This window comes from Sphingomonas alba (genome assembly GCF_023516555.1).
GTDB classification, from domain to species: Bacteria; Pseudomonadota; Alphaproteobacteria; order Sphingomonadales; family Sphingomonadaceae; genus Sphingomicrobium; species Sphingomicrobium album.
Map to the genome: position 1 here is coordinate 445,088 of NZ_JAMGBD010000001.1, position 18,688 is coordinate 463,775.

Annotated in this window: 28 protein-coding genes and 1 other RNA gene; 18 read left to right on the top strand and 11 right to left on the bottom strand. The window is 63.0% G+C overall.

What is annotated here, in order from left to right; genetic code table 11:
• Positions 1-43 precede the first annotated feature (43 nt).
• The 6 genes from dapF to LZ536_RS02285 are packed head-to-tail and all read left to right on the top strand — an operon-like array spanning position 44 to position 5,201.
• Positions 44-844 (top strand): diaminopimelate epimerase, encoded by an 801-nt coding sequence (gene dapF, locus LZ536_RS02260; protein WP_249846677.1) that lies wholly within the window; start codon positions 44-46, stop codon positions 842-844.
• Complete coding sequence (locus LZ536_RS02265) at positions 841-1,974, top strand: MiaB/RimO family radical SAM methylthiotransferase (RefSeq protein ID WP_249846678.1); 1,134 nt, start codon at positions 841-843, stop codon at positions 1,972-1,974. Before dapF ends, LZ536_RS02265 begins: the two co-directional genes overlap by 4 nt.
• Positions 1,971-2,885, top strand: a complete 915-nt coding sequence (ftsY, locus tag LZ536_RS02270) for a signal recognition particle-docking protein FtsY (RefSeq protein ID WP_249846679.1) — start codon at positions 1,971-1,973, stop codon at positions 2,883-2,885. The genes LZ536_RS02265 and ftsY overlap by 4 nt, the downstream gene beginning before the upstream one ends.
• Complete coding sequence (locus LZ536_RS02275) at positions 2,882-3,511, top strand: inner membrane-spanning protein YciB (RefSeq protein ID WP_249846680.1); 630 nt, start codon at positions 2,882-2,884, stop codon at positions 3,509-3,511. Before ftsY ends, LZ536_RS02275 begins: the two co-directional genes overlap by 4 nt.
• Positions 3,508-4,443 carry an ABC transporter ATP-binding protein gene (locus LZ536_RS02280; protein WP_249846681.1) on the top strand — a complete coding sequence of 312 codons (936 nt, stop codon included), beginning with the start codon at positions 3,508-3,510 and terminating at the stop codon, positions 4,441-4,443. The genes LZ536_RS02275 and LZ536_RS02280 overlap by 4 nt, the downstream gene beginning before the upstream one ends.
• The gene (locus LZ536_RS02285) at positions 4,440-5,201 is read left to right on the top strand and encodes an ABC transporter permease (RefSeq protein WP_249846682.1); all 762 of its coding nucleotides are present in this window, start codon (positions 4,440-4,442) and stop codon (positions 5,199-5,201) included. Before LZ536_RS02280 ends, LZ536_RS02285 begins: the two co-directional genes overlap by 4 nt.
• A 118-nt stretch (positions 5,202-5,319) precedes the next feature.
• Here LZ536_RS02285 and LZ536_RS02290 read toward each other — a convergent pair whose 3' ends face one another.
• Positions 5,320-5,973, bottom strand: a complete 654-nt coding sequence (locus LZ536_RS02290; protein ID WP_249846683.1) for a superoxide dismutase — start codon at positions 5,971-5,973, stop codon at positions 5,320-5,322.
• A 138-nt stretch (positions 5,974-6,111) separates the two neighbouring features.
• Between LZ536_RS02290 and LZ536_RS02295 the strand changes: the two genes are divergently transcribed.
• Positions 6,112-6,681 carry a urate hydroxylase PuuD gene (locus LZ536_RS02295; RefSeq protein WP_249846684.1) on the top strand — a complete coding sequence of 190 codons (570 nt, stop codon included), beginning with the start codon at positions 6,112-6,114 and terminating at the stop codon, positions 6,679-6,681.
• A 9-nt stretch (positions 6,682-6,690) separates the two neighbouring features.
• Here LZ536_RS02295 and LZ536_RS02300 read toward each other — a convergent pair whose 3' ends face one another.
• Complete coding sequence (locus tag LZ536_RS02300) at positions 6,691-7,248, bottom strand: tetratricopeptide repeat protein (protein ID WP_249846685.1); 558 nt, start codon at positions 7,246-7,248, stop codon at positions 6,691-6,693.
• A gap of 81 nt (positions 7,249-7,329) precedes the next feature.
• The gene (pspF, locus tag LZ536_RS02305; RefSeq protein ID WP_249846686.1) at positions 7,330-8,388 is read right to left on the bottom strand and encodes a phage shock protein operon transcriptional activator; all 1,059 of its coding nucleotides are present in this window, start codon (positions 8,386-8,388) and stop codon (positions 7,330-7,332) included.
• Positions 8,389-8,551: 163 nt separating this feature from the next.
• Here pspF and pspA point away from each other — a divergent pair, with 163 nt between their 5' ends.
• Genes pspA through LZ536_RS02360 form a run of 11 tightly spaced genes read left to right on the top strand, consistent with a single transcriptional unit; the run spans position 8,552 to position 12,534 of the window.
• On the top strand, positions 8,552-9,220 hold the full coding sequence (gene pspA, locus LZ536_RS02310; RefSeq protein ID WP_249846687.1) for a phage shock protein PspA: 669 nt from the start codon (positions 8,552-8,554) through the stop codon (positions 9,218-9,220).
• Positions 9,221-9,490 (top strand): envelope stress response membrane protein PspB, encoded by a 270-nt coding sequence (pspB, locus tag LZ536_RS02315; protein WP_249846688.1) that lies wholly within the window; start codon positions 9,221-9,223, stop codon positions 9,488-9,490.
• Complete coding sequence (pspC, locus tag LZ536_RS02320) at positions 9,490-9,879, top strand: envelope stress response membrane protein PspC (protein WP_249846689.1); 390 nt, start codon at positions 9,490-9,492, stop codon at positions 9,877-9,879. The genes pspB and pspC overlap by 1 nt, the downstream gene beginning before the upstream one ends.
• A 23-nt stretch (positions 9,880-9,902) precedes the next feature.
• The gene (locus LZ536_RS02325) at positions 9,903-10,247 is read left to right on the top strand and encodes a hypothetical protein (protein ID WP_249846690.1); all 345 of its coding nucleotides are present in this window, start codon (positions 9,903-9,905) and stop codon (positions 10,245-10,247) included.
• Positions 10,247-10,546, top strand: a complete 300-nt coding sequence (locus LZ536_RS02330) for a hypothetical protein (protein ID WP_249846691.1) — start codon at positions 10,247-10,249, stop codon at positions 10,544-10,546. The genes LZ536_RS02325 and LZ536_RS02330 overlap by 1 nt, the downstream gene beginning before the upstream one ends.
• Positions 10,539-10,811 (top strand): hypothetical protein, encoded by a 273-nt coding sequence (locus LZ536_RS02335; RefSeq protein ID WP_249846692.1) that lies wholly within the window; start codon positions 10,539-10,541, stop codon positions 10,809-10,811. The genes LZ536_RS02330 and LZ536_RS02335 overlap by 8 nt, the downstream gene beginning before the upstream one ends.
• Positions 10,808-11,083, top strand: a complete 276-nt coding sequence (locus tag LZ536_RS02340; protein ID WP_249846693.1) for a hypothetical protein — start codon at positions 10,808-10,810, stop codon at positions 11,081-11,083. Before LZ536_RS02335 ends, LZ536_RS02340 begins: the two co-directional genes overlap by 4 nt.
• Positions 11,080-11,328 carry a hypothetical protein gene (locus tag LZ536_RS02345; protein WP_249846694.1) on the top strand — a complete coding sequence of 83 codons (249 nt, stop codon included), beginning with the start codon at positions 11,080-11,082 and terminating at the stop codon, positions 11,326-11,328. The genes LZ536_RS02340 and LZ536_RS02345 overlap by 4 nt, the downstream gene beginning before the upstream one ends.
• Positions 11,329-11,346: 18 nt before the next feature.
• On the top strand, positions 11,347-11,631 hold the full coding sequence (locus LZ536_RS02350) for a hypothetical protein (RefSeq protein ID WP_249846695.1): 285 nt from the start codon (positions 11,347-11,349) through the stop codon (positions 11,629-11,631).
• Positions 11,632-11,662: 31 nt separating this feature from the next.
• Positions 11,663-12,079: a SufE family protein gene (locus LZ536_RS02355; protein ID WP_431357906.1), complete on the top strand. Its 417-nt coding sequence runs from the start codon at positions 11,663-11,665 to the stop codon at positions 12,077-12,079.
• A complete protein-coding gene (locus LZ536_RS02360) occupies positions 12,076-12,534 on the top strand; it encodes a PaaI family thioesterase (protein ID WP_249846696.1) in 459 nt (152 codons plus the stop codon). The genes LZ536_RS02355 and LZ536_RS02360 overlap by 4 nt, the downstream gene beginning before the upstream one ends.
• Here LZ536_RS02360 and LZ536_RS02365 read toward each other — a convergent pair.
• From LZ536_RS02365 to LZ536_RS02400, 8 genes are all read right to left on the bottom strand, one after another.
• Complete coding sequence (locus LZ536_RS02365; RefSeq protein ID WP_249846697.1) at positions 12,524-13,330, bottom strand: hypothetical protein; 807 nt, start codon at positions 13,328-13,330, stop codon at positions 12,524-12,526. The genes LZ536_RS02360 and LZ536_RS02365 overlap by 11 nt on opposite strands.
• Positions 13,331-13,380: 50 nt before the next feature.
• Complete coding sequence (locus LZ536_RS02370; RefSeq protein ID WP_249846698.1) at positions 13,381-13,920, bottom strand: DnaJ domain-containing protein; 540 nt, start codon at positions 13,918-13,920, stop codon at positions 13,381-13,383.
• 55 nt (positions 13,921-13,975) lie between these two features.
• An RNA gene (gene rnpB, locus LZ536_RS02375) (RNase P RNA component class A) lies at positions 13,976-14,351 on the bottom strand.
• Between the two features lie 25 nt (positions 14,352-14,376).
• Positions 14,377-15,594, bottom strand: coding sequence for a selenium-binding family protein (locus LZ536_RS02380; RefSeq protein WP_249846699.1), 1,218 nt, complete (start codon positions 15,592-15,594; stop codon positions 14,377-14,379).
• 37 nt (positions 15,595-15,631) lie between these two features.
• Complete coding sequence (locus LZ536_RS02385; protein ID WP_249848535.1) at positions 15,632-16,312, bottom strand: N-acetylmuramoyl-L-alanine amidase; 681 nt, start codon at positions 16,310-16,312, stop codon at positions 15,632-15,634.
• Between the two features lie 40 nt (positions 16,313-16,352).
• Positions 16,353-17,207: a CheR family methyltransferase gene (locus LZ536_RS02390; protein WP_249846700.1), complete on the bottom strand. Its 855-nt coding sequence runs from the start codon at positions 17,205-17,207 to the stop codon at positions 16,353-16,355.
• Positions 17,207-18,307 carry a chemotaxis-specific protein-glutamate methyltransferase CheB gene (gene cheB / locus LZ536_RS02395; protein WP_249846701.1) on the bottom strand — a complete coding sequence of 367 codons (1,101 nt, stop codon included), beginning with the start codon at positions 18,305-18,307 and terminating at the stop codon, positions 17,207-17,209. Before cheB ends, LZ536_RS02390 begins: the two co-directional genes overlap by 1 nt.
• A 10-nt stretch (positions 18,308-18,317) precedes the next feature.
• A complete protein-coding gene (locus LZ536_RS02400; RefSeq protein ID WP_249846702.1) occupies positions 18,318-18,683 on the bottom strand; it encodes a response regulator in 366 nt (121 codons plus the stop codon).
• Positions 18,684-18,688: the final 5 nt, after the last annotated feature.

An 18,688-nucleotide genomic window follows, 5' to 3' on the forward strand; every position in this document is an offset into this window, starting at 1 on the left:
CAAGGTGGACAGCGTGGGGCCCGCTCCCTAAGTCCGCGCGACGATGGCGACGCGGTTCGACAAGATGCACGGGCTGGGGAATGACTTCGTCATCCTCGACGCCCGCGAGCAGGCGGTGGCGATGACCCCTGCCCTCGCCCAGCGCTTGGCCGACCGCCAGACCGGAATCGGCTGCGACCAGCTCATCCTGCTCGAGCCGTCGACCGTCGCCGATCTCAAGATGCGGATCTGGAACCACGACGGCGGCGAGGTGCAGAGCTGCGGCAACGCCTCGCGCTGCGTCGTCGCGCTGACCGGCGCCAAGAGCCTGGAGACGGGCGGCGGGATTGTCGAAGGCAGCGGTGCCGGCGATGACGTCGAGGTCAAACTGCCGGCACCGAAATTCGGCTGGGAAGACATTCCGCTGAGCTATCCGATGGACACATCGAGCCTGCCAATGGGCTGGGGACCGCTCGAAAAGCCGATGGCGGTCAATGTCGGCAATCCGCATGTTGTGTTTTTCGTGCCCGATCCACGGCTGGTCGAATTGGGCAGCATCGGGCCAAGCATCGAGCATGATCCTGCCTTCCCCGAGCGGATCAACGTCAATGTCGCCAGCATCGGTGACGACGGCATCACCCTGCGCACCTGGGAACGTGGCTCCGGACTGACCCGGGCCTGCGGCACCGGCGCCTGCGCGACTGCAGTCTGCGCCATTGCCTCGAAGCGCGTGACTTCACCCGTCAAAGTGACGATGCGCGGCGGCACGCTGACCATCGGGTGGGAGCCAGGCGGCGAAATCAGCATGCGCGGAAGCGCGACGCACGTCTTCACCGGGGAGATTGACCTCGGAGCCTTCAAGTGACCGTCGAGGCGATTACCCTCGGTTGCCGGCTGAACTTCGCGGAGAGCGAGGCTCTCAAGGCGCGTGCCAAGGACAACAGCATCATCATCAACAGCTGCGCGGTGACGGCCGAAGCGGTGCGCCAGACGCGCCAGGCGATCCGCCGCGCCCGCCGCGAGCGGCCCGATGCGCGTATCGTCGCCACCGGATGCGCGGTGCAGCTCGAGCCTGACGCGTTTCGCGCGATGCCAGAGGTGGACGAGGTCTTGCTCAAGGATTTCGATCGTCCCGCGATTGCCGCCGGATTTCGCCAACGTGTCCGCAGCTTCGTTGCCGTCCAGACGGGGTGCGATCATCGCTGCACCTTCTGCACCATCTGGCAGGCGCGCGGGCCGAGCCGCTCGCTTCCGTTCGAGGCGATCCGCGACGCGGTTGCTCGCGAACTCGAGGATGGAGCGGCGGAGGTCGTCCTCACCGGTGTCGACATCACCTCCTACGGAGGTGGCCTTGGCCCGCTTTGCGAGAAGCTGCTGGCCGCGCTTCCAAACCTCCAACGGCTCCGCCTTTCCTCACTCGACAGCATCGAGATCGACGAGACCTTGTTCGCACTGATCGCCGGCGAGCCGCGGCTGATGCCGCATTTCCACCTGTCGCTGCAGGCGGGCGACGATCTGATCCTCAAGCGCATGAAGCGCCGCCACAGCCGTGCACAGTCGGTCGCGTTGGTCGAGCGGATCAAAACAGCGCGGCCGGACGCAACGATCGGCGCCGACTTGATCGCGGGCTTCCCGACCGAGACCGAGGACGCGGCCTTGAATTCCCTTCGCCTGTTGGATGACTGCGACATCATTGCCGCGCACGTCTTCCCCTTCTCGCCCCGGCCCAACACGCCGGCGGCGCGGATGCCGCAGCTTGAGCGCGAGATCATCAAGGCGCGAGCTGCCCGGCTGCGCGAGGCTGCTGCGAAGCGGCGCTCGGTCTGGCTAAACAGCCTTGTCGGATCGACCCAGCCGGTGCTGATCGAGAATGGGGAGAAGGGTCACACAGATGCCTTTGCGCCGGTGTTTATCGCCGGCTCGAAGCGCGGCGACACTGGGCCCGCTACAATCACAGGACTGAAGGACGATATACTGGTCGGGGTATTTGCATGAGTTGGCTCGACCGGCTGACCGCCGGCTTCAAGAAGACCGCGGACAAGGTCGGGGAGAACCTGACTGGCATCGTCAAGGAACAGGCGCTCGACACCGCGACCCTCGACGATATCGAGGAAGCGCTGATCGCTTCGGACCTCGGACCCGAAGCATCCAAACGCATTCGCGAGGCCATCGCCGCCCGCAAGTTCGAGCAACTCGACGAGCGCGGCCTGCGCACGATCCTCGCCGAGGAAATTGAAAAGATCCTGGCGCCGGTGGCCAAACCGCTCGACGTCTGGGGCTTCCCGCGACCGCACGTCATCCTGGTGATCGGGGTCAACGGCTCCGGCAAGACCACGACGATCGGCAAGCTCGGCCATTGGCTGAAGGAGCAGGATTATGGCGTCCTCCTGGCTGCCGGAGACACATTCCGGGCGGCGGCCATCGAGCAATTGCAGATCTGGGGTGATCGCATCGGCGCTCCGGTCATTGCCGGCAAGGAGGGCGGCGACGCCGCCGGCATCGTCTATGACGGGGTCAAGCAGGCAACCGCACAGGGCATCGACTGCCTGATCGTCGATACGGCCGGCCGGCTGCAGAACAAGACGCACCTGATGGAAGAATTGTCCAAGGTCCGCCGCGTCCTCGGCCGCCTCAACCCCGAGGCACCGCACGACATCCTGCTCGTCCTCGACGCCACGACCGGGCAGAACGCGCTCAACCAGATCGAAGTCTTCAAGGAGAGCGCCGGCGTGACGGGCCTCATCATGACCAAGCTCGACGGCACGGCACGCGGCGGCGTCCTGGTCGCGGCGGCGGAGAAGTTCGGAATGCCGATCCATGCAATCGGCGTCGGCGAAGGCGCCGGGGACCTTCGGCCCTTCGATCCCCGTGCGGTTGCGCGCGCCATTGCAGGTCTGCCAGCATGACCGAAGCGCCCACGAAAACCAAAAGCCCGAGCCCCTGGGTCCGCTACGCCATCGAATATGGCCCGCTGCTGATCTTTTTCCTGACGTACAAATTCGCGCCCTACGACCGGCTTACGGCGACTCTCCTTGCCACGGGCGTGTTCATGGCGGCGATCCTGGTCGCATTAGTGGCAGCGCTGGTCGTCCTGAAACGCGTGCCGCCGATTACCTGGCTCTCGGCGGTCCTTGTCATCGTCATGGGCGGGATCACGCTTTACCTGCACGACGCGCGCTTCATCCAGATGAAGCCGACGATCATCTACGCCGTCCTCGCTGCCATCCTGTTCATCGGCATTCTCAGGAAGAAGCCGGTGTTGAAATGGCTGTTCGGCGAGATTTTCCCCGGTCTGGACGAGACGGGCTGGCTGAAGCTCACCCGCAACTGGGCCTTCTATTTCCTCTTTCTCGCCCTCGCCAACGAGGTCATCCGCGCAACCATGAGCTTCGACGCCTGGCTGACCATCAAGGTCTGGGGGGTTACGATCCTTTCGATCGTCTTTGCCGCCGCCAACGTGCCCATGCTTCTCCGCCATGGCCTTGATCCTGAAGAGAAAGACAAGCCGCTGGACATTGGAGCCGTCGAATGAGCGCCATCCTTTCGATCCGGGGCTTGCGCAAGTCGTACGCGACCGGCGTCGAGGCGCTGAAGTCGGTCGACCTCGACATCAACAGGGGCGAGATTTTCGCGCTGCTCGGGCCCAACGGCGCCGGCAAGACGACGATGATCAACATCGCCTGCGGTATCGTTACCCCTACCGAGGGCGAAGTGCTGGTCGACGGCAGGAATTGGCAGACCGATTACCGCCATGCTCGCACCCGCATTGGCCTGGTGCCGCAGGAACTGAGCACCGACGCCTTCGAAAGCGTCTGGAACACCGTCAGCTTCAGCCGCGGCCTGTTCGGCAAGCCGCGCGATGCCGGCAAGATCGAGACTTTGCTGAAGCGCCTGTCGCTATGGGACAAGCGGAAGTCGGAAATGCGTTTCCTGTCGGGCGGCATGAAGCGGCGCGTGATGATCGCCAAGGCACTTAGCCACGAACCGGACATTCTTTTCCTCGACGAGCCGACCGCCGGCGTCGATGTCGAGTTGCGCCGGGACATGTGGGACATCGTCCGCGACCTAAGGCGCGACGGCACGACCATCATCCTGACGACGCACTACATCGAAGAGGCCGAGGAAATGGCCGACCGCGTCGGCGTCATCAGCAAGGGCCAATTGATCGCCATCGACGAAAAGAAAGCACTGATGGCGAAGATGGGCCGCAAGACCCTCAAGATCACTCTCAGCGACCCCGTCGAGGCGGTCCCGGCAGGCCTCGAGGAATGGAATTTGGTGCTGGAGGACGACGGACACCAGCTTTGCTACGCCTTTGACAGCAATGCCGAGCGGACGGGCATCGCATCGCTGATGCGGCGGCTGAGCGAACTGCACATCGGCTACAAGGATCTGTCGACCCGCCAGTCGAGTTTGGAAGACATCTTCGTCCAGCTGGTCCACGCACCGGAGAAAGCCGCATGAACGTCCATGGGATGGCGGCGATCTATCGCTTCGAAATGGCCCGCGCCGGCCGGACCCTGTGGCAGAGCCTGGTCACGCCGGTCATCACTACCGCCCTCTATTTCGTAGTCTTCGGCGCCGCGATCGGCAGGCACATGGCGGACATGGACGGGGTGAGCTTCGGCAGCTTCATTGTCCCCGGCCTGACCCTGCTCAGCGTCTTCATGCAGTCGATCTTCAACGCCAGCTTCGGCATCTACTTCCCGAAGTTCGTCAGCACGATCTACGAGTTGCTATCCGCCCCCATATCAAGCCTCGAAACGGTCATCGCCTATGTCGGTGCGGCCGTGTCCAAGTCGATCATCCTGGCATTGGTGACACTGGCGACGGCGACACTCTTCGTCCACGTGCGCGTCGAACATCCGCTCCTGATGGTCCTGTTCCTGGTGCTGATCACCACAGGCTTCTGCCTGATGGGGTTCGTCATCGGCATATGGGCGGGAAATTTCGAACAGCTGCAGATCATCCCCATGCTGATCATCACGCCCCTGACCTTCCTGGGGGGCGCCTTCTATTCGGTCAGCGCGCTCGCCGAGCCGTTTCGGACGATCACTTTATTCAACCCCGTCGTCTATTTGATCAGCGGGTTCCGCTGGACCTTTTACGGCGTCGCCGATGTGCCGGTCTGGGCGAGCTTGGCGGTGATGATTGCAATCATCGCGGTTTGCCTTGCCGTGACCGGCTGGATGTTCAGGACCGGCTACAGGCTAAAGCAATAGACCGAGGGTACCGAACTCGCTCGTCCTGAGCGAAGTCGAAGGGCGCCCCGCGAGGGGGTGCGAGACGCCCTTCGACTACGCGCTATTGCGCTCCGCTCAGGACGAACGGATTGCTGGATTAGGCCGTCTCGGCTTCGCGCGCCGTTGCCGGTTCCTGGTCGGCGCGGCTCAGGCCATCGCCGTCGAGGTTCCTGGCCACGAAATCCCAGTTGATGATCTTGCCGAGCACGCTTTCCGCGTAGCGCGGCCGTTCGTTGCGATAGTCGATGTAATAGGCGTGCTCCCACAGATCGAGCGTCAGCAGGGGCTGCATACCGTCATAGACGATCGGCGTGTCGGCATCGTGGAGCGAGGTCACTTCCAACTTGCCTCGGTTGAGGACCAGCCAAGACCAGCCGTTGGAGAAATGATTGACGGATTCGTCTTTCAGCTTCGCCAGAAGCGCGTCAGTGCCGCCAAAGCTTTCGGCGATCAGGTCCTTGAGTTTACCGGTCGGTTGCTGGCCGTCGGCCGGTGCCAGGCATTGCCAGAAGAAACTGTGGTTCCAGATCTGCGCGGCATTGTTGAAGACCTTCTTGTCGCCGCTTTGGTGAGCCTGCCGGACCACCTCGACGAGATTGGTTTCACGCGCCTTCCCTTCGGTCAGGAAGCCGTTGAGCTTGTCGACATAAGCCTTGTGATGCTTGCCGTGGTGGTAATCGAGCGTCTCGCCCGACATGACCGGGTCCAGGGCATTACGGTCGAATGGCAATTCGGGAAGCTGGAAAGGCATGAGTCTTCATCCTCAATCTTGAGTTCCCTCCCTCAACGCAGATGGGGATGCGGAAGCTCCGCTTCCAGCCCTACAAATGCTTGCGGTCGGGCGTGCTGGGGGCGTAACAAATCTACTGCAAGAGACGGGGGAGTTTCGATGGACAAGTTATTTGCGAACCTGAACGCTGTGATCGGCATCGGCCTGGTGCTGGCACTGGCGTTGATGGGTGTTTTTCACGCCGACACGATCACGGCCGCGGTCGTCTTCCGCTGGCTGCATGTCTTCTTCGGCATCATGTGGATCGGCCTGCTCTATTATTTCAATTTCGTGCAGATCCCGACCATGCCGACCGTGCCCGCCGAGCTGAAGCCGGGCGTCTCCAAATATATCGCACCGAACGCCTTGTTCTATTTCCGCTGGGCGGCGGCGCTCACCGTGCTGATGGGCCTGATCCTCGCCTATTTGAATGGCTATGCGAAAGAAGCGCTGACCTTCCAGTCGGGCTTCCAACTGATCGGCACCGGCATGTGGCTGGGCCTCGTCATGGCATTCAACGTCTGGTTCATCATCTGGCCGAACCAGAAGAAGGCGCTGGGCATCGTTGAAGCGGATGACACGACAAAGGCTGCCGCCGCGAAAACGGCCATGATTGCCTCGCGGCTCAATACCTTGCTGTCCATCCCGATGCTTTACGCGATGGCCAGCTTCCAGACTCTGCCCCGCTAGGGGCGAGGCCTATTTCTTGACGACCTTGTAGCGCGCCAGGTCCCGGGTTGGCTCATCCCAATCCGGGGCCAGCTCGTGGGCGTGCTTGTAGTCGTAATAGGCCTGGCGGATGTCTCCGTTGCGCTCGTTGAGGACGCCCCGGCTGTAATAGGCCAGCGCCTGTTCCTCGGTGTTGAGCGCCAGGGCCTTTTCTATCCACGGCATGACGGACGTGTCATTCTCGTTTCGTTGCAGGCGCGAGATCGCCAGGTTCAGATAGGCTTCCGGGTTCTTGTCGTTCGTCGACACGGCCCGATTGAAGTCGCGGTCGGCGGACGAATAGTCCCGGTTGCGCATGTAGAGCACGCCCCGATTGACGAGCGTCGCCGCCCGGTTAGCCGCGTCCAGCCCCTCCTGATCCAACGCCAGATTGCAATGGTTCAAAGCATTGGTGTCGTGGTCGCGCGCATGCGCTGCCTGCCAGCAATCGCGGGCGTAGCTATTTCCGACGGAGTAAGTCCCGGCGTTTGCCGGTGTCATCGTGATCACGCCGGCAATGCCGACGGCGGCGGTGAAAAGAGACCTCATGGAAACCTCCTCTCGTTGAGAGGATGCTGTTTTACGCCTTTCGAGGCGTACGTTCACGCAATTTTCGACAGACGGCGAGACTCAGCTCGCGCCGGCGTCCAGCAGCTTGTGGCGCTTCAGGGCGTGGCGCAGCTGGTCGTAGCTGAGCCCCAAAGCCGCCGCGGTCGCCCGCTGGTTGAAGCGGTTGGTCGCAAGGGCGTCCTCCAGCAAAGCCCGCTCATAGGCCGCAACTGCCCCGCGGAAATCGTCGGTCGACTGGGTTGGCCTGACAGTTGCCGGTGTGACCGCATCGGAAATGACTTCCGCGATTCCGGCGCTGGGCCGGTCGATCGGATCGACCGCGACGACCTCCCCCTTCCCCGGCGCCCAGGGCGATTTGAACGGATCGAACTGAATGGATTCGATCGCCCGTTCCGGGTCTTCGGCCCGATAGACCGCGCGCTCGACAACGTTGCGGAGCTCACGAACATTGCCCGGCCACGGATAGGATTCCAGGTCGGCCAAAGCCTTGGGCGAAAAGCCGGGCCAGTTGGGCCAATCAAGCTCCACCGCCATCCGGCGCCCGAAATGCTCGGCAAGCAGCGGGATATCGCCGGCTCGCGAACGCAGAGGCGGCAGTGTCACGACCTCAAATGACAATCGGTCGAGCAAATCGGCGCGGAAACGGCCTTGCTCGACAAGGCTTGGGAGATGCTCGTTGGTTGCGGCGACGATGCGGACGTCGACTTCGATCGGCTTTGATGCGCCGATCCGGGTAACCTCGCCATATTCGACCGCGCGCAACAGCCGATCCTGCGCCGGCGACGACAGGGTCGCCAATTCGTCGAGGAACAGGGTGCCGCCGTCGGCCTCTTCGAACCGGCCATGGCGTGTTTTGGCGGCACCCGTGAAACTGCCGGCCTCGTGCCCGAACAGTTCGGCTTCGATCAAATTTTCCGGCAGGGCCGCGCAATTCATCGTGATGAGCGGCCCTGACCAGCGCGAAGACAAATGGTGGAGGCGTTCGGCGATCAGTTCCTTGCCGGTGCCGCGCTCGCCGATCACCAGGACGGGCCGGTTCAACGGCGCCGCGCGGCTCGCCCGCTCGACGGAGTCGAGAAAGGCCAAGCTCGACCCGACGAATTGATTGGCCCGTTCCATGTGCGGACAATTGGTGTTTCTCACCACCCTTTGGCAAGATGTTTCATGTCGATTTGTTGCAGAAAACGGCGATTTTTTGACTGTTCCGGCATTTCTGCAACATTGGCATGGAACCTGCATAGTTCTCGGCAATAGGCGCCAAGGAAGTGCACGGAGTGCAGTGATGGGTATTTTTTCCCGGACGCGGGATATCTTCGCAGCGAATTTCACCGAGCTGCTCGACCGGGCCGAGGACCCGGCGCGGATGATCCGCATGATCATCCTCGAAATGGAAGAGACTTTGGTCGAGGTGCGCGCCTCCGCGGCCCGCTCGATCGCCGACGGCAAGGAAATGCGCCGAGCCATCTCCCGGCTCGACGAACTCCAGAACAGCTGGACCGAGAAGGCCGAGCTCGCCCTCTCCAAGGATCGCGAGGACCTGGCCAAGGCTGCGCTCATGGAGCGGCAGAAGGCGGCCGACATGGCCGATGGCCTTCGCGCCGAGATCGCCGTCATCGAAGAAACGCTGAAGAGCTATGAGGCAGACATCGCCAAGCTTCAGGGCAAGCTGCGTGAAGCTCGTGCTCGGCAGAATGCGATCGCCAATCGGATCGAAAGCGCCGTCACCCGTGCGAAGGCCCGTGAGCTGCTGAACGGCGGACGTACTGAAGATGCATTTTCGCGGTTCGACATCCTCGAGCGCCGTGCCGATTTCGCCGAAGGGCGCGCCGAGGCGCTGGGCATGACCGGCCCGAAGTCGCTCGAGGAAGAGATTGCCGAGTTGAGGGCGTCGGAGAAGGTCGACGCGGAACTGGAGGCGCTGAAGGCCTCGCTAAAGTCCAAGGGGGCGTAAGTGGAAGATCTGATTCCGGCAATTGCAATTGTAACCCTGTTCATCGCGCTTCCGTGGCTGGTTTTCCACTACATCACCAAGTGGAAGACGGCTGCGAAGCTGACGGGTTCGGACGAGAAGTTGCTCGACGAGCTGCATGACGCCGCCCGCAGGCTCGACGACCGGTTGATGACGATTGAGCGCATCATGACCGCGGAGAACCCCAATTGGCGGCAGAACACGCTGCCCGAGCAGCGCCAGCGCCTGCTCAGCGACGGAGATTACAAGTGATGTCCACGCAACCTCCAAGCCGCACGCGTTTCTATCGCGACACCGTCAACGGCAAGGTGATGGGTATCTGTGCCGGCATCGCCGACTACACGGGCATGGATGTCACCTTGGTCAGGATCATGATGCTGGCAGCCATCCTGCTGGGCAGCGGCTCGCCGATCATGCTGTATTTCATCGCCGGCTGGATGACCCCGAAGAAGCCGCACGGCCTCGATTATATCGACGATGAGGACAAGAAATTCTGGCAGGGTGTGCGCGCTTCGCCGACACGTAGCGCCCGCGACATCAGCAGCCGCATGCGCGACATCGACCGTCGGCTCGCCGACATCGAAAGCTATGTCACCACTGAAAACCGCAGCCTCGCCAGCGAAATCGAGCGCCTGCGCTAAGTATCTGATAAAAGGGGAATCACATGGACCCGGAAGCCCAACAAGCGCTCGATTTTGTAGTCACCATCCTGCCATGGGTCGTCGCCATCCTGGTGATCACCGTCGGCGGGTGGATGTTCAACACCTGGCTCAGGATCAAGAACGGCTATCCGCTGGAAAACAGCTGGGGCAAGGCGATCCACCCGATCACCGACCGGGAGTCGGCCGAGCGGATCAAGCTCCTGACCAGCGAGAATGCCGAGCTCCGCGCCCAATTGGGTTCGGTCAAGGACAGGCTTGAGACCATCGAGCGGATCATCACCGACCAACCGCATCGGCTCGCCCAGGAAATCGATTCACTGTCGCTCATCGACGGAGGGAAAAAGTAATGGGACCCGGCGAAGTCCTGATCGCTTTCATCGTCGTCGGCCTGCCGACGCTCGTCATCTACCACGGCTTCAAGCGCTTCTTCAGCTTCCGCGAAAAGAAGCTTGAGGTCGAGGCGGCCGGGGCGATCGAGAAGGCGGCGCAATATGCCGCCAGCAACGCCGAGCTCGAAGCGCGCGTCCGGGTCCTCGAGAAGATCGTGACTGACGGCGGCGTCCAGACGGCGGCCCAGATCGAAGCGCTGCGTGAAGTTCCACCGGCAGCACCGCGCCAGGTAACTAGGGAAGCCAGCAATGGATAATGTAGCGTCGTGGATCTGGGTCCTGATCCCGCTGGCAGCGATTGGCATCGCGCCGTTCAAGATGTGGATACGCGTCAAGGAAAAGCAGATAGAGGCGCAGACTAACCTCGCCGCCGAAAAGAGCGCGCAATATGCTGCGCATGTCGAACGGCTCGAAGCGCGTGTCCGCGTACTCGAACAAATTGCAACCGACGGCGGAGTTCAGACCGCCGCCCAAATCGAGGCGTTGCGTGCGCCGCAGCTTACCCGAGAGTCCCAGCAATGAATCCCTTCGAAATGGTTGTCCTCATCGTGTTCATCGTCACGGTGGGGGGTGTGCTCCGAGGGCGCTCCGGCTTCCGCAATCGCCGCAGTGGCGTCGACAACGCCGCCTCGGTTGAAGATCGCGCTGAGACCATGCGCCTTCGCCAGGAAGTCTCCGACCTAAAGGAGCGCATCAAGGTGCTCGAACGCATTGCCGTCGAGAAGGAGGACACGCTCTCGCGGCAGATTGAGGAGCTGCGCACGCCGCAGCTTAGCGGAGATACGAAGCAGTGAGGGCGCCGGAGTTCATCCTCATCTTGATCTCGATGATGTTCGTGTTCAGCATCATCAGGCACAAGATGGGCATTCCGGCCCGCTCCATGCGCCAGATGCGCGGCGGCCCGGAGGACAGCCAGGAAACGCTCCGGCTGCGCCAGGAAGTCGGCGAGCTCAAGGAACGCATCAAAGTGCTCGAACGCATCGCGGTCGAGAAGGAAGACACGCTGTCGCGCCAGATCGAGCAGCTGCGCGACCAATAGGTTAGGCACGGGGGCTTTATGAACGACGAGACTGCTGTTTTCCTGCTTCTGATCGGGTTCTGGTCGCTCTTGGCAATTGTCATGTTCCAGCGCTTTTGGACGATCCGCCGCCTGCGGAACAAAGTTGAGAAACTGACCCATGATGCGATCCGGAATGCGGCGGCCCAGGTCGCACCGAAGCAGGTCCCGGAGTCGGAAGATCTCATTCGGATCAGCAAGCGCCTGCAGGTGCTGGAGCGGATTGCTGTCGAGAAAGAAAACAGCCTGACCCGCGAAATCGAGGATCTGCGCGCCGCCGGGTGATTTCGAAGCATCGCACTGCTAGGGCCGTCACGTGACCGCCCTGCCTCCGCTTTCCGACGTCTACGACGACTATCAGCTGCTCGACAGCGAGGACCGCTATCGACTGCTGATCGACCTCGGCCGGATGCTGGAGCCCATGCCGGATGCGTTGAAGACCGACGCGACCAAGGTGCGCGGCTGTTCTTCTTCAACCTGGGTGTATCCGACGCGGTTGGACGACGGCAGGTTACATTTCCTGGCGGACAGCAATGCGGCGATCACCAAAGGGATTGTCGCCCTTATCCTTTCGATCGTTCAGGACCGCCCGCCGGAAGATATCGTCAACCTCGACATCCATGCCGAGCTCGAACCGTTCGACCTGAAGCGCGAGCTAAGCTCCAATCGCACCCAGGGCGTGCCCAACATGATCAAGCTCATCCAGGAAACAGCGAAGAGGCTTGCTGTATGAGTGAGCCGCTAACCCCAGAGGCGGACGCCGCCGGACGACCGGGCTTCGACCCCGCCCGCTTCTTCGAAGTCGCCCGCAAGGTCGGCCACGGCCGTGCCCTTGGCGTTGAATATCGCGATTCCGGACCGGATTGGGCCGAGCTCGCGCTACCATGGAAACCCGAGCTGATCGGCAGGCCCGAAAGCGGCATCCTCGCCTCAGGTGCGATCGTCAGCCTGATCGACACTGCGTCGGGCACCGCCGTCTGGATCAAGATGGGCCATTTTCAGCCCATCGTGACGCTGGACCTACGCCTCGATTACCTACGGCCGGCGGTCGAGGGCGAAACCGTCGTCGCGCGCTGCGAATGCTACAAGCTCACCAAATCGATCGGCTTTGTCCGTGGCATCGCCCATGGCGGCGATCCTGAACGTCCCATCGCCCACAGCGCCGCAACCTTCATGCTCAACCCTTAGGCAGTTCCGCCGGCTCGTTGAACGGATTGCGTTCGCGGGCCACGCATGGCCGCCAATTAACACCCTGCGCTCGAATAGAAGCCTGATCCTCGCGGATGGTCCTGTCGATCGCGGCCTTGTCGTTCCAGCCGAGCGCGCGGAGGTGGTCCATGAATTCGGGTATCGAGAACGCGAACATAAAGCGGCCGCTATCGACCTCGTACAAAGCCTGCAGCATCCGTGTCCTGGTCTCGGGCGTCAGTTCCTGCGGAAGGGTAAGCGCCGACAATGTCGACGCTGCTCGATCTTCTCGATCGCGCTGGGCGGCCAGAAACTCGATCTGATCATAAAGCGCGACCAGGGTCGAAAATCGCTTTCGGTCCATCGGTGCCAAGGCCCCGGTCGTCAGCGCCGAGCTCCAGGCGGAGCTCGTAAAAGCATCGTGGGGCCGCGTCCAGACGCCCTGGATGACGGTCTGCACACCCGCCGCATCGCCGATCGAGACCGGCAACAATGCGTTTTCGTTCAAGCCCGGCCAATGCGAGCCCGGCTTCTGCAGCATGGACTTCAGAAGCTCCGCCCGTTCGATGTGGCACTTGCTGATGGCCTGGCGCCAGATGAGGCTTTGCAGTGACGCTCGAACCTCGTCGTGGACGGCGTCCTCCGCGGCCTTCATTTCCTGAGCCGCTCTGCGCTGCTCGCCCCACTGCTGAAGCCACAAAGCGATGAGAACGCCCGCGACGACGATGACCAATTCCATCAACCAATGGCCGATGGTCCTCCTGCGCTCAGCGGTAAGCCTGGTGAACCAGAACATGACGCCACCCCCGCCGCATTCATCTCATGCGGCAAGGCGGTTCGCAACATTCAGGCGGGTTTGCCCGTCTTCCTCTCCTCGGCAGCCTTCAGCACGTCATAGGCCGCCTGGATCTCGCGGAAGCGCTGCTCGGCGTCCTTGTCGCCCTGCTTCAGGTCCGGGTGATGCTCTTTCGCGAGCTGGCGATAAGCGGTGCGGATTTCCTTATATTCGGCGTCGCTATCGAGACCGAGCACCGATAATGCCCGCATCTCGTCCCGGCTTCGGGTGCCGTCGCCGGGGCCGCCCCACTGGTAATGCGCTGACCGCCGGAACGCCGACGCGCCCGCCTCTTCCTCGGCGGCGCGCTTGGCGGCTTCCTCTTTGCTGAGGCCCACGAAGTAATTCCAGTTCTTGTTGTACTCGGCGGCATGGCCTTCGCAGAAGTACCAGCGCTCCTTGCTGTTCGGCGATTTGGGCGCCGGCCGATCGCCGGGCAGGTCGCAGCCGACCCGGTCGCACAGCCGTACGCGGGCGGCGTCCCTGCTCTTGGCGCCATAAGGCCGCCAGCGCGGGAAGCCCCAGTCGTCCGATCTCTTCTGGCGAGTCATATGGATTCCAGCCTAGCCCGTCACCGGGCCGTTTGCGAGGCGATGATCGGGGAAAATTGCCAGGGGACCTGTAAGCCGGGTTCTGTACTTCCCCCGAGCGTTACAGGGAAAGCGGCGACCATTCCTCTAGGACGGAGGTTGCCCTCCGCCTCAAGCGACCAACCCGGGCGACGAGCCGGAACAGGCCCATATGCCGCCCCTATTCGGTCTTGCACCCGGTGGGGTTTACCGTGCCGCCACTGTTGCCAGCGACGCGGTGCGCTCTTGCCGCACCCTTTCGACCTTACCCGTCCGAAGCCGGGCGGAATGCTTTCTGTGGCACTATCCCTCGGAGGCGAACCTCCGGCCGGGCGTTACCCGGCACCGTTGTTCCGTGGAGCCCGGACTTTCCTCGGCGAAGCAAGCTTCGACGCGGCCGCCCGGTCCCCTGGCGGCGGGTCTTATAGAGAACTGGAACTAGCGCGAAAAGACCGCGCCGTGGGGAGTGCCTTCCCCGGTCCAGCCGTGTGGCCATTTTCGGGTGGCGAAGCTGAAGCCGCGTTTGCCGTCGGTGTCGCGGAATCCATCATCGATGCTGAGGGCGCCCGTCTTCTGGTCAAGCTTGAGGAGATAGAGGCGGTCACCCTGCCTGCCCGAGGTGATGACGAGGCGCTTCGCCTTTGCATCCCAGGCGGTCCAGTGCGGGCTGAAATCCCCATCGATGGTCAGGCGCGAAACTTCGCGGACGGCGTCGGGATTGCCGATGTCCAGAACTGCGAAACCGTGGATCGTGGGCACGCTTTGGACAAGGTAGCGGCCGACGATCGTCGGAACGCCACAGAAATCGCCCGGAAACTTGTGGACCAGCTTCGCTTTTGGTTCGGGCGTATCGAGGCCGGTAATGCGTTGAATACCGCAAGACAGGGTCTGGACATAGACCGAGCCGTCAGCAGCGACGCGCGCCTCCTCCGGCGCGACATTGCCGTTGCCAGTGGGACCCGGATCGAGCCGGTACGTGCCCAAAAGCTTGAGGTCGGACAGTCGGAAGATTTGATAGGTGTTGCTCGACAACAGGTAGGCGTCCTGCATCGGGCTGTTCGTAACGACCACCCGGTCGATCTTGGGGAGGACGGCGAGGCTGTAGGGCAAGAGGCCGTCTTCCGGCAGCGCCGGGTCGGCATTGCCGACCGCGCGGATGGCCTTGCCGGCATCGTCGATTTCGACCAGCCCGCCGGACTTGCCGTTCATCATCGCCTTGTGGTCGCCGTGGCCAGTGTGATCGCCGAACTGGAAGCTGGCGAGGACGTTGCCGTTGGGCAGGCGCAGGAAACTGTGCGGCATTCCGTAGCCGGCCAGGCTGGAAAAGCGCGCAGCGACGCTGGGTTTCAGGGGATCGCGAAGATCGAAGACGACCGTCTGATTGGAATCATGATCGTTGGCGAACAGCATGCCGCTGGCTGGCATTTCATATTCGGTATGGTGGATACGGACCGATTTGATGTCGGTGCCTACACCCGCGACGAGCTTGCCGTAATGGGGTGAAGCCGGGTCGGCATCGATCACCGCCAGGAAGTCGTTGCTCACCTTGGCCTGATCGGCGGTCCATACGAAGAGGTAATGGCCGTGGCTTGCCGCCTGGGCCGGCACCGCCGAAGACAATCCGGCCGCAACCAGAGACACGATCCACCAGCGCATGAATAGTCTCCCCCAAGGAGCGACGAGTGATGCGCTGCTACTGCGGTCTTGGCAACAAGAGCGCGAGCAATTTGGCCCGGCATTCGCCGTCGATGATGCCGTCGATCCGGTCGGGGCGGAAGCGGCGCTGGAAGGCGATCACCGCCTTCTGGCTGTCCGTCACTTCATAGCCGAACCGCTCCAGCGCGAGCAGGAAGCCGGCGTCCGTCCAGAAGGGGTCCATGAGGTCGCGGGTCGGGCTCGGCAGCGCCAGGCGCCGCTTGGCGAAGGCGTCCCAGGGGAAGAGTTCGCCGGGGTCCTCCTTACGCGCGGGTGCGACGTCGCTGTGGCCGACGACATTGCCGCGACTGACGCCGTGGCGTTCCTTGATGTCGGAGACGAGCGGGATCAGCGCCGCGACCTGCTCGTCTGGAAAAGGGCGATAGCCGAATTCATGGCCGGGATTGACGATCTCGATGCCGACGCTGGCGGAATTCACGTCCGTCACCCCGCGCCAATAGCTCTTGCCGGCGTGCCAGGCGCGCTTGGCCTCGTCGACCAGCCTGTAGACGGTGCCGTCTTCGTCGACGCAATAGTGGGCCGAGACCTTCGCTTCCGGCGAGGTCAGCCGGTCCATTGCCCCCTGGCAGTCGGGCATGCCCGTATAATGGAGGACAATCATGGTCACCGGCAGCGCCCGCTCGTCATAATTGGGCGATGGGCGATCGACGAAGTCCATGGCGGACATCCGTCACTTTTACGGGTGCGGCGTCAAGTCCTCAGGCGACGCGCGGCTCGCGGCGGTCGGCGTTGGGATCCTCGGTGAGGCGATAAAGGCCGCGACAATCGCGATCCGCGGCAAGCTTCTTCGTCTGGCCGATCACCGTCTCGCCCGCGCCGAGCATCAGCGCTCCGTCCGGCGCGAGGGCGGAGGCCAACCGTTCAAAGGCAAGAGTCCGCTTCTCGGCGCTGAGGTACAGCAGCACGTTCCGGCAGAGGACGATGTCGAACTGGCCGGGATGCGGCGGCGGCTCGAGGAGGTTGTGCACCTGGAAACGAACCGGCTTGCGGAGCGGCTCGACGGCCCGCCAGCCGGCGTCGCATTCCTCGAACCAACGGATCATCTGGGTGATGCCGAGCCCGCGCTGGACTTCGAACTGCGTGTAGGTGCCGCTGCGCGCACGGTCGACGACCGCGCTGGACACGTCCGTCCCGAGAATATCGATCGTCCATCCGGCCCACTGCATCGGATTTTCGGCGAACAGCATGGAGAGCGAATAGACCTCCTGCCCCGTCGAGCAGCCTGCAGACCAGATGCGCAGCCTTTTCTTGTCCGCACGTGCGATGGCGAGTGCCGGCAGGGCCTGCGCGGCCAGGAGGTCGAACGGCTGCCGGTCGCGGAAGAAATAAGTTTCGTTGTTCAACAGCGCCTCGACGACATGGTTCGCCAGGGCCGGTTCGCGGCCCATTACAAGGATGGTGATGAGCTCGTCCAACGTGGCGATTCCGCGCTCGCGCAGCAGTCCGGCGACGGCCGTCTCGATCCGCCAGCGCCGGTTCATCGTAAGTTGTTGGCCGGTACGCGCTTCCAACAGGCCGGCGAGGATGCGGCTGGAGCTATCGCTGACCTGCATCAATCGGCTCCCGCCCTTGCCGCGACGCGGCGGGCGATCTTGGCAGGCGGCAGCACGGCGCAGGCAAGGCCCGCGTCGGCGACCGCGCGCGGCATACCCCAAACGGCTGAGGTGGCTTCGTCCTGGACGATGACAGACCCGCCGGCGGCAATCAGCGCCATCGCGCCTTCCAGGCCATCGCGCCCCATTCCGGTAAGGACGATGCCCAGCGCTTCGGAACCCAGCAATGTTGCGGCCGAGGTCAGCATGGGGTCCACTGAAGGCAGGCAACCGCTCGATACCCGGTTGCGCGTCAGTCGGGCGATCAACCGGCCGCCAGAAATGTCGACCGTCAGGTGCGCATCGCCGGGCGCAATGACGATGCGGTCGGGAAGCAGGCGCAGGCCATCTTCGGCGACGATCGCCTCCCGGCCGGAGGCGTTACTGAGCTGGCGCGCAAAGACGCTCATGAAGGGCGCGGGCAGGTGCTGGGTGACCAGGATCGGCACGCCGATCTTCGACGGCAATGCGTCGAAGAAGGTCGACAGTGCGTGAATGCCGCCGGTCGAAGCGCCGATGGCGACCAGCCGGAGGGTGCCAACTGCCTCGGCCCGCAATGGCATCACGCGGGTCGGTATCGAGGCGACGGAACGCGGCGGCGCCGGGTGCTGGTTTTCGACCCGGCCCAGCGCTCGCAGCTTCGCCATCAGCACTTCCGAGAAACGACCGTTGAAGCGGCCCGTGCCCGGCTTCGGGATCGTGTCGGCGGCGCCAAGGGCGAGAGCGGCAACCGTTTCCTCGGCACCTTCCTCGGCCAGCGAAGAGACGATCATCACTTGGGCGCCGTGCGCAGCTTCAAGGATTTTCGGAATGGACTTGAGGCCGCCCGCGCCCGGCATTTCCAGGTCGAGGAGAATGATGTCGACGCGGACCTGCGCCAGTGCGTCGATCGCGTCTTCGGCAGTCCCGGCAACGGCGGCAATCTCGAAGCCGCCGTCGGCCTCCAGCATGCGCGTCAGCACGGCGCGGGCGACCATGGAGTCGTCGACGACCATCAGGCGGATGCGAGGTGCTTCCCCCCGTCCGTAGCCTGGCCCCGTCCTGGCGAGCGAAGATTTCACGAGCGCCGCCTCAGGCGACGCCGACGAGCTGGAGCTTGATGTGGAGCGTCTCGCGGTCGAAAGGCTTCATCACATACTCATCCGCACCGGCTTCCAGAGCCGCGCGGATATGCGCCATGTCATTCTCGGTGGTGCAGAACACGACTTTCGGCTGGTCGGCATGGCCGCGCTGGCGAAGCAGCTTCAGGAATTCCATGCCGCTCATGACCGGCATATTCCAGTCCAGCAGGACGACATCCGGCATTGAGGCCTCGCAGCGGGTCAGTGCCTCGCGGCCGTCGCCGGCTTCATCGACCTGGAACTCAAGCGTCTCCAGGATATGCCGGGCAACCTTGCGGATCACCTTGCTGTCATCAACAATCAGGCAGGTCTTCATGTTCG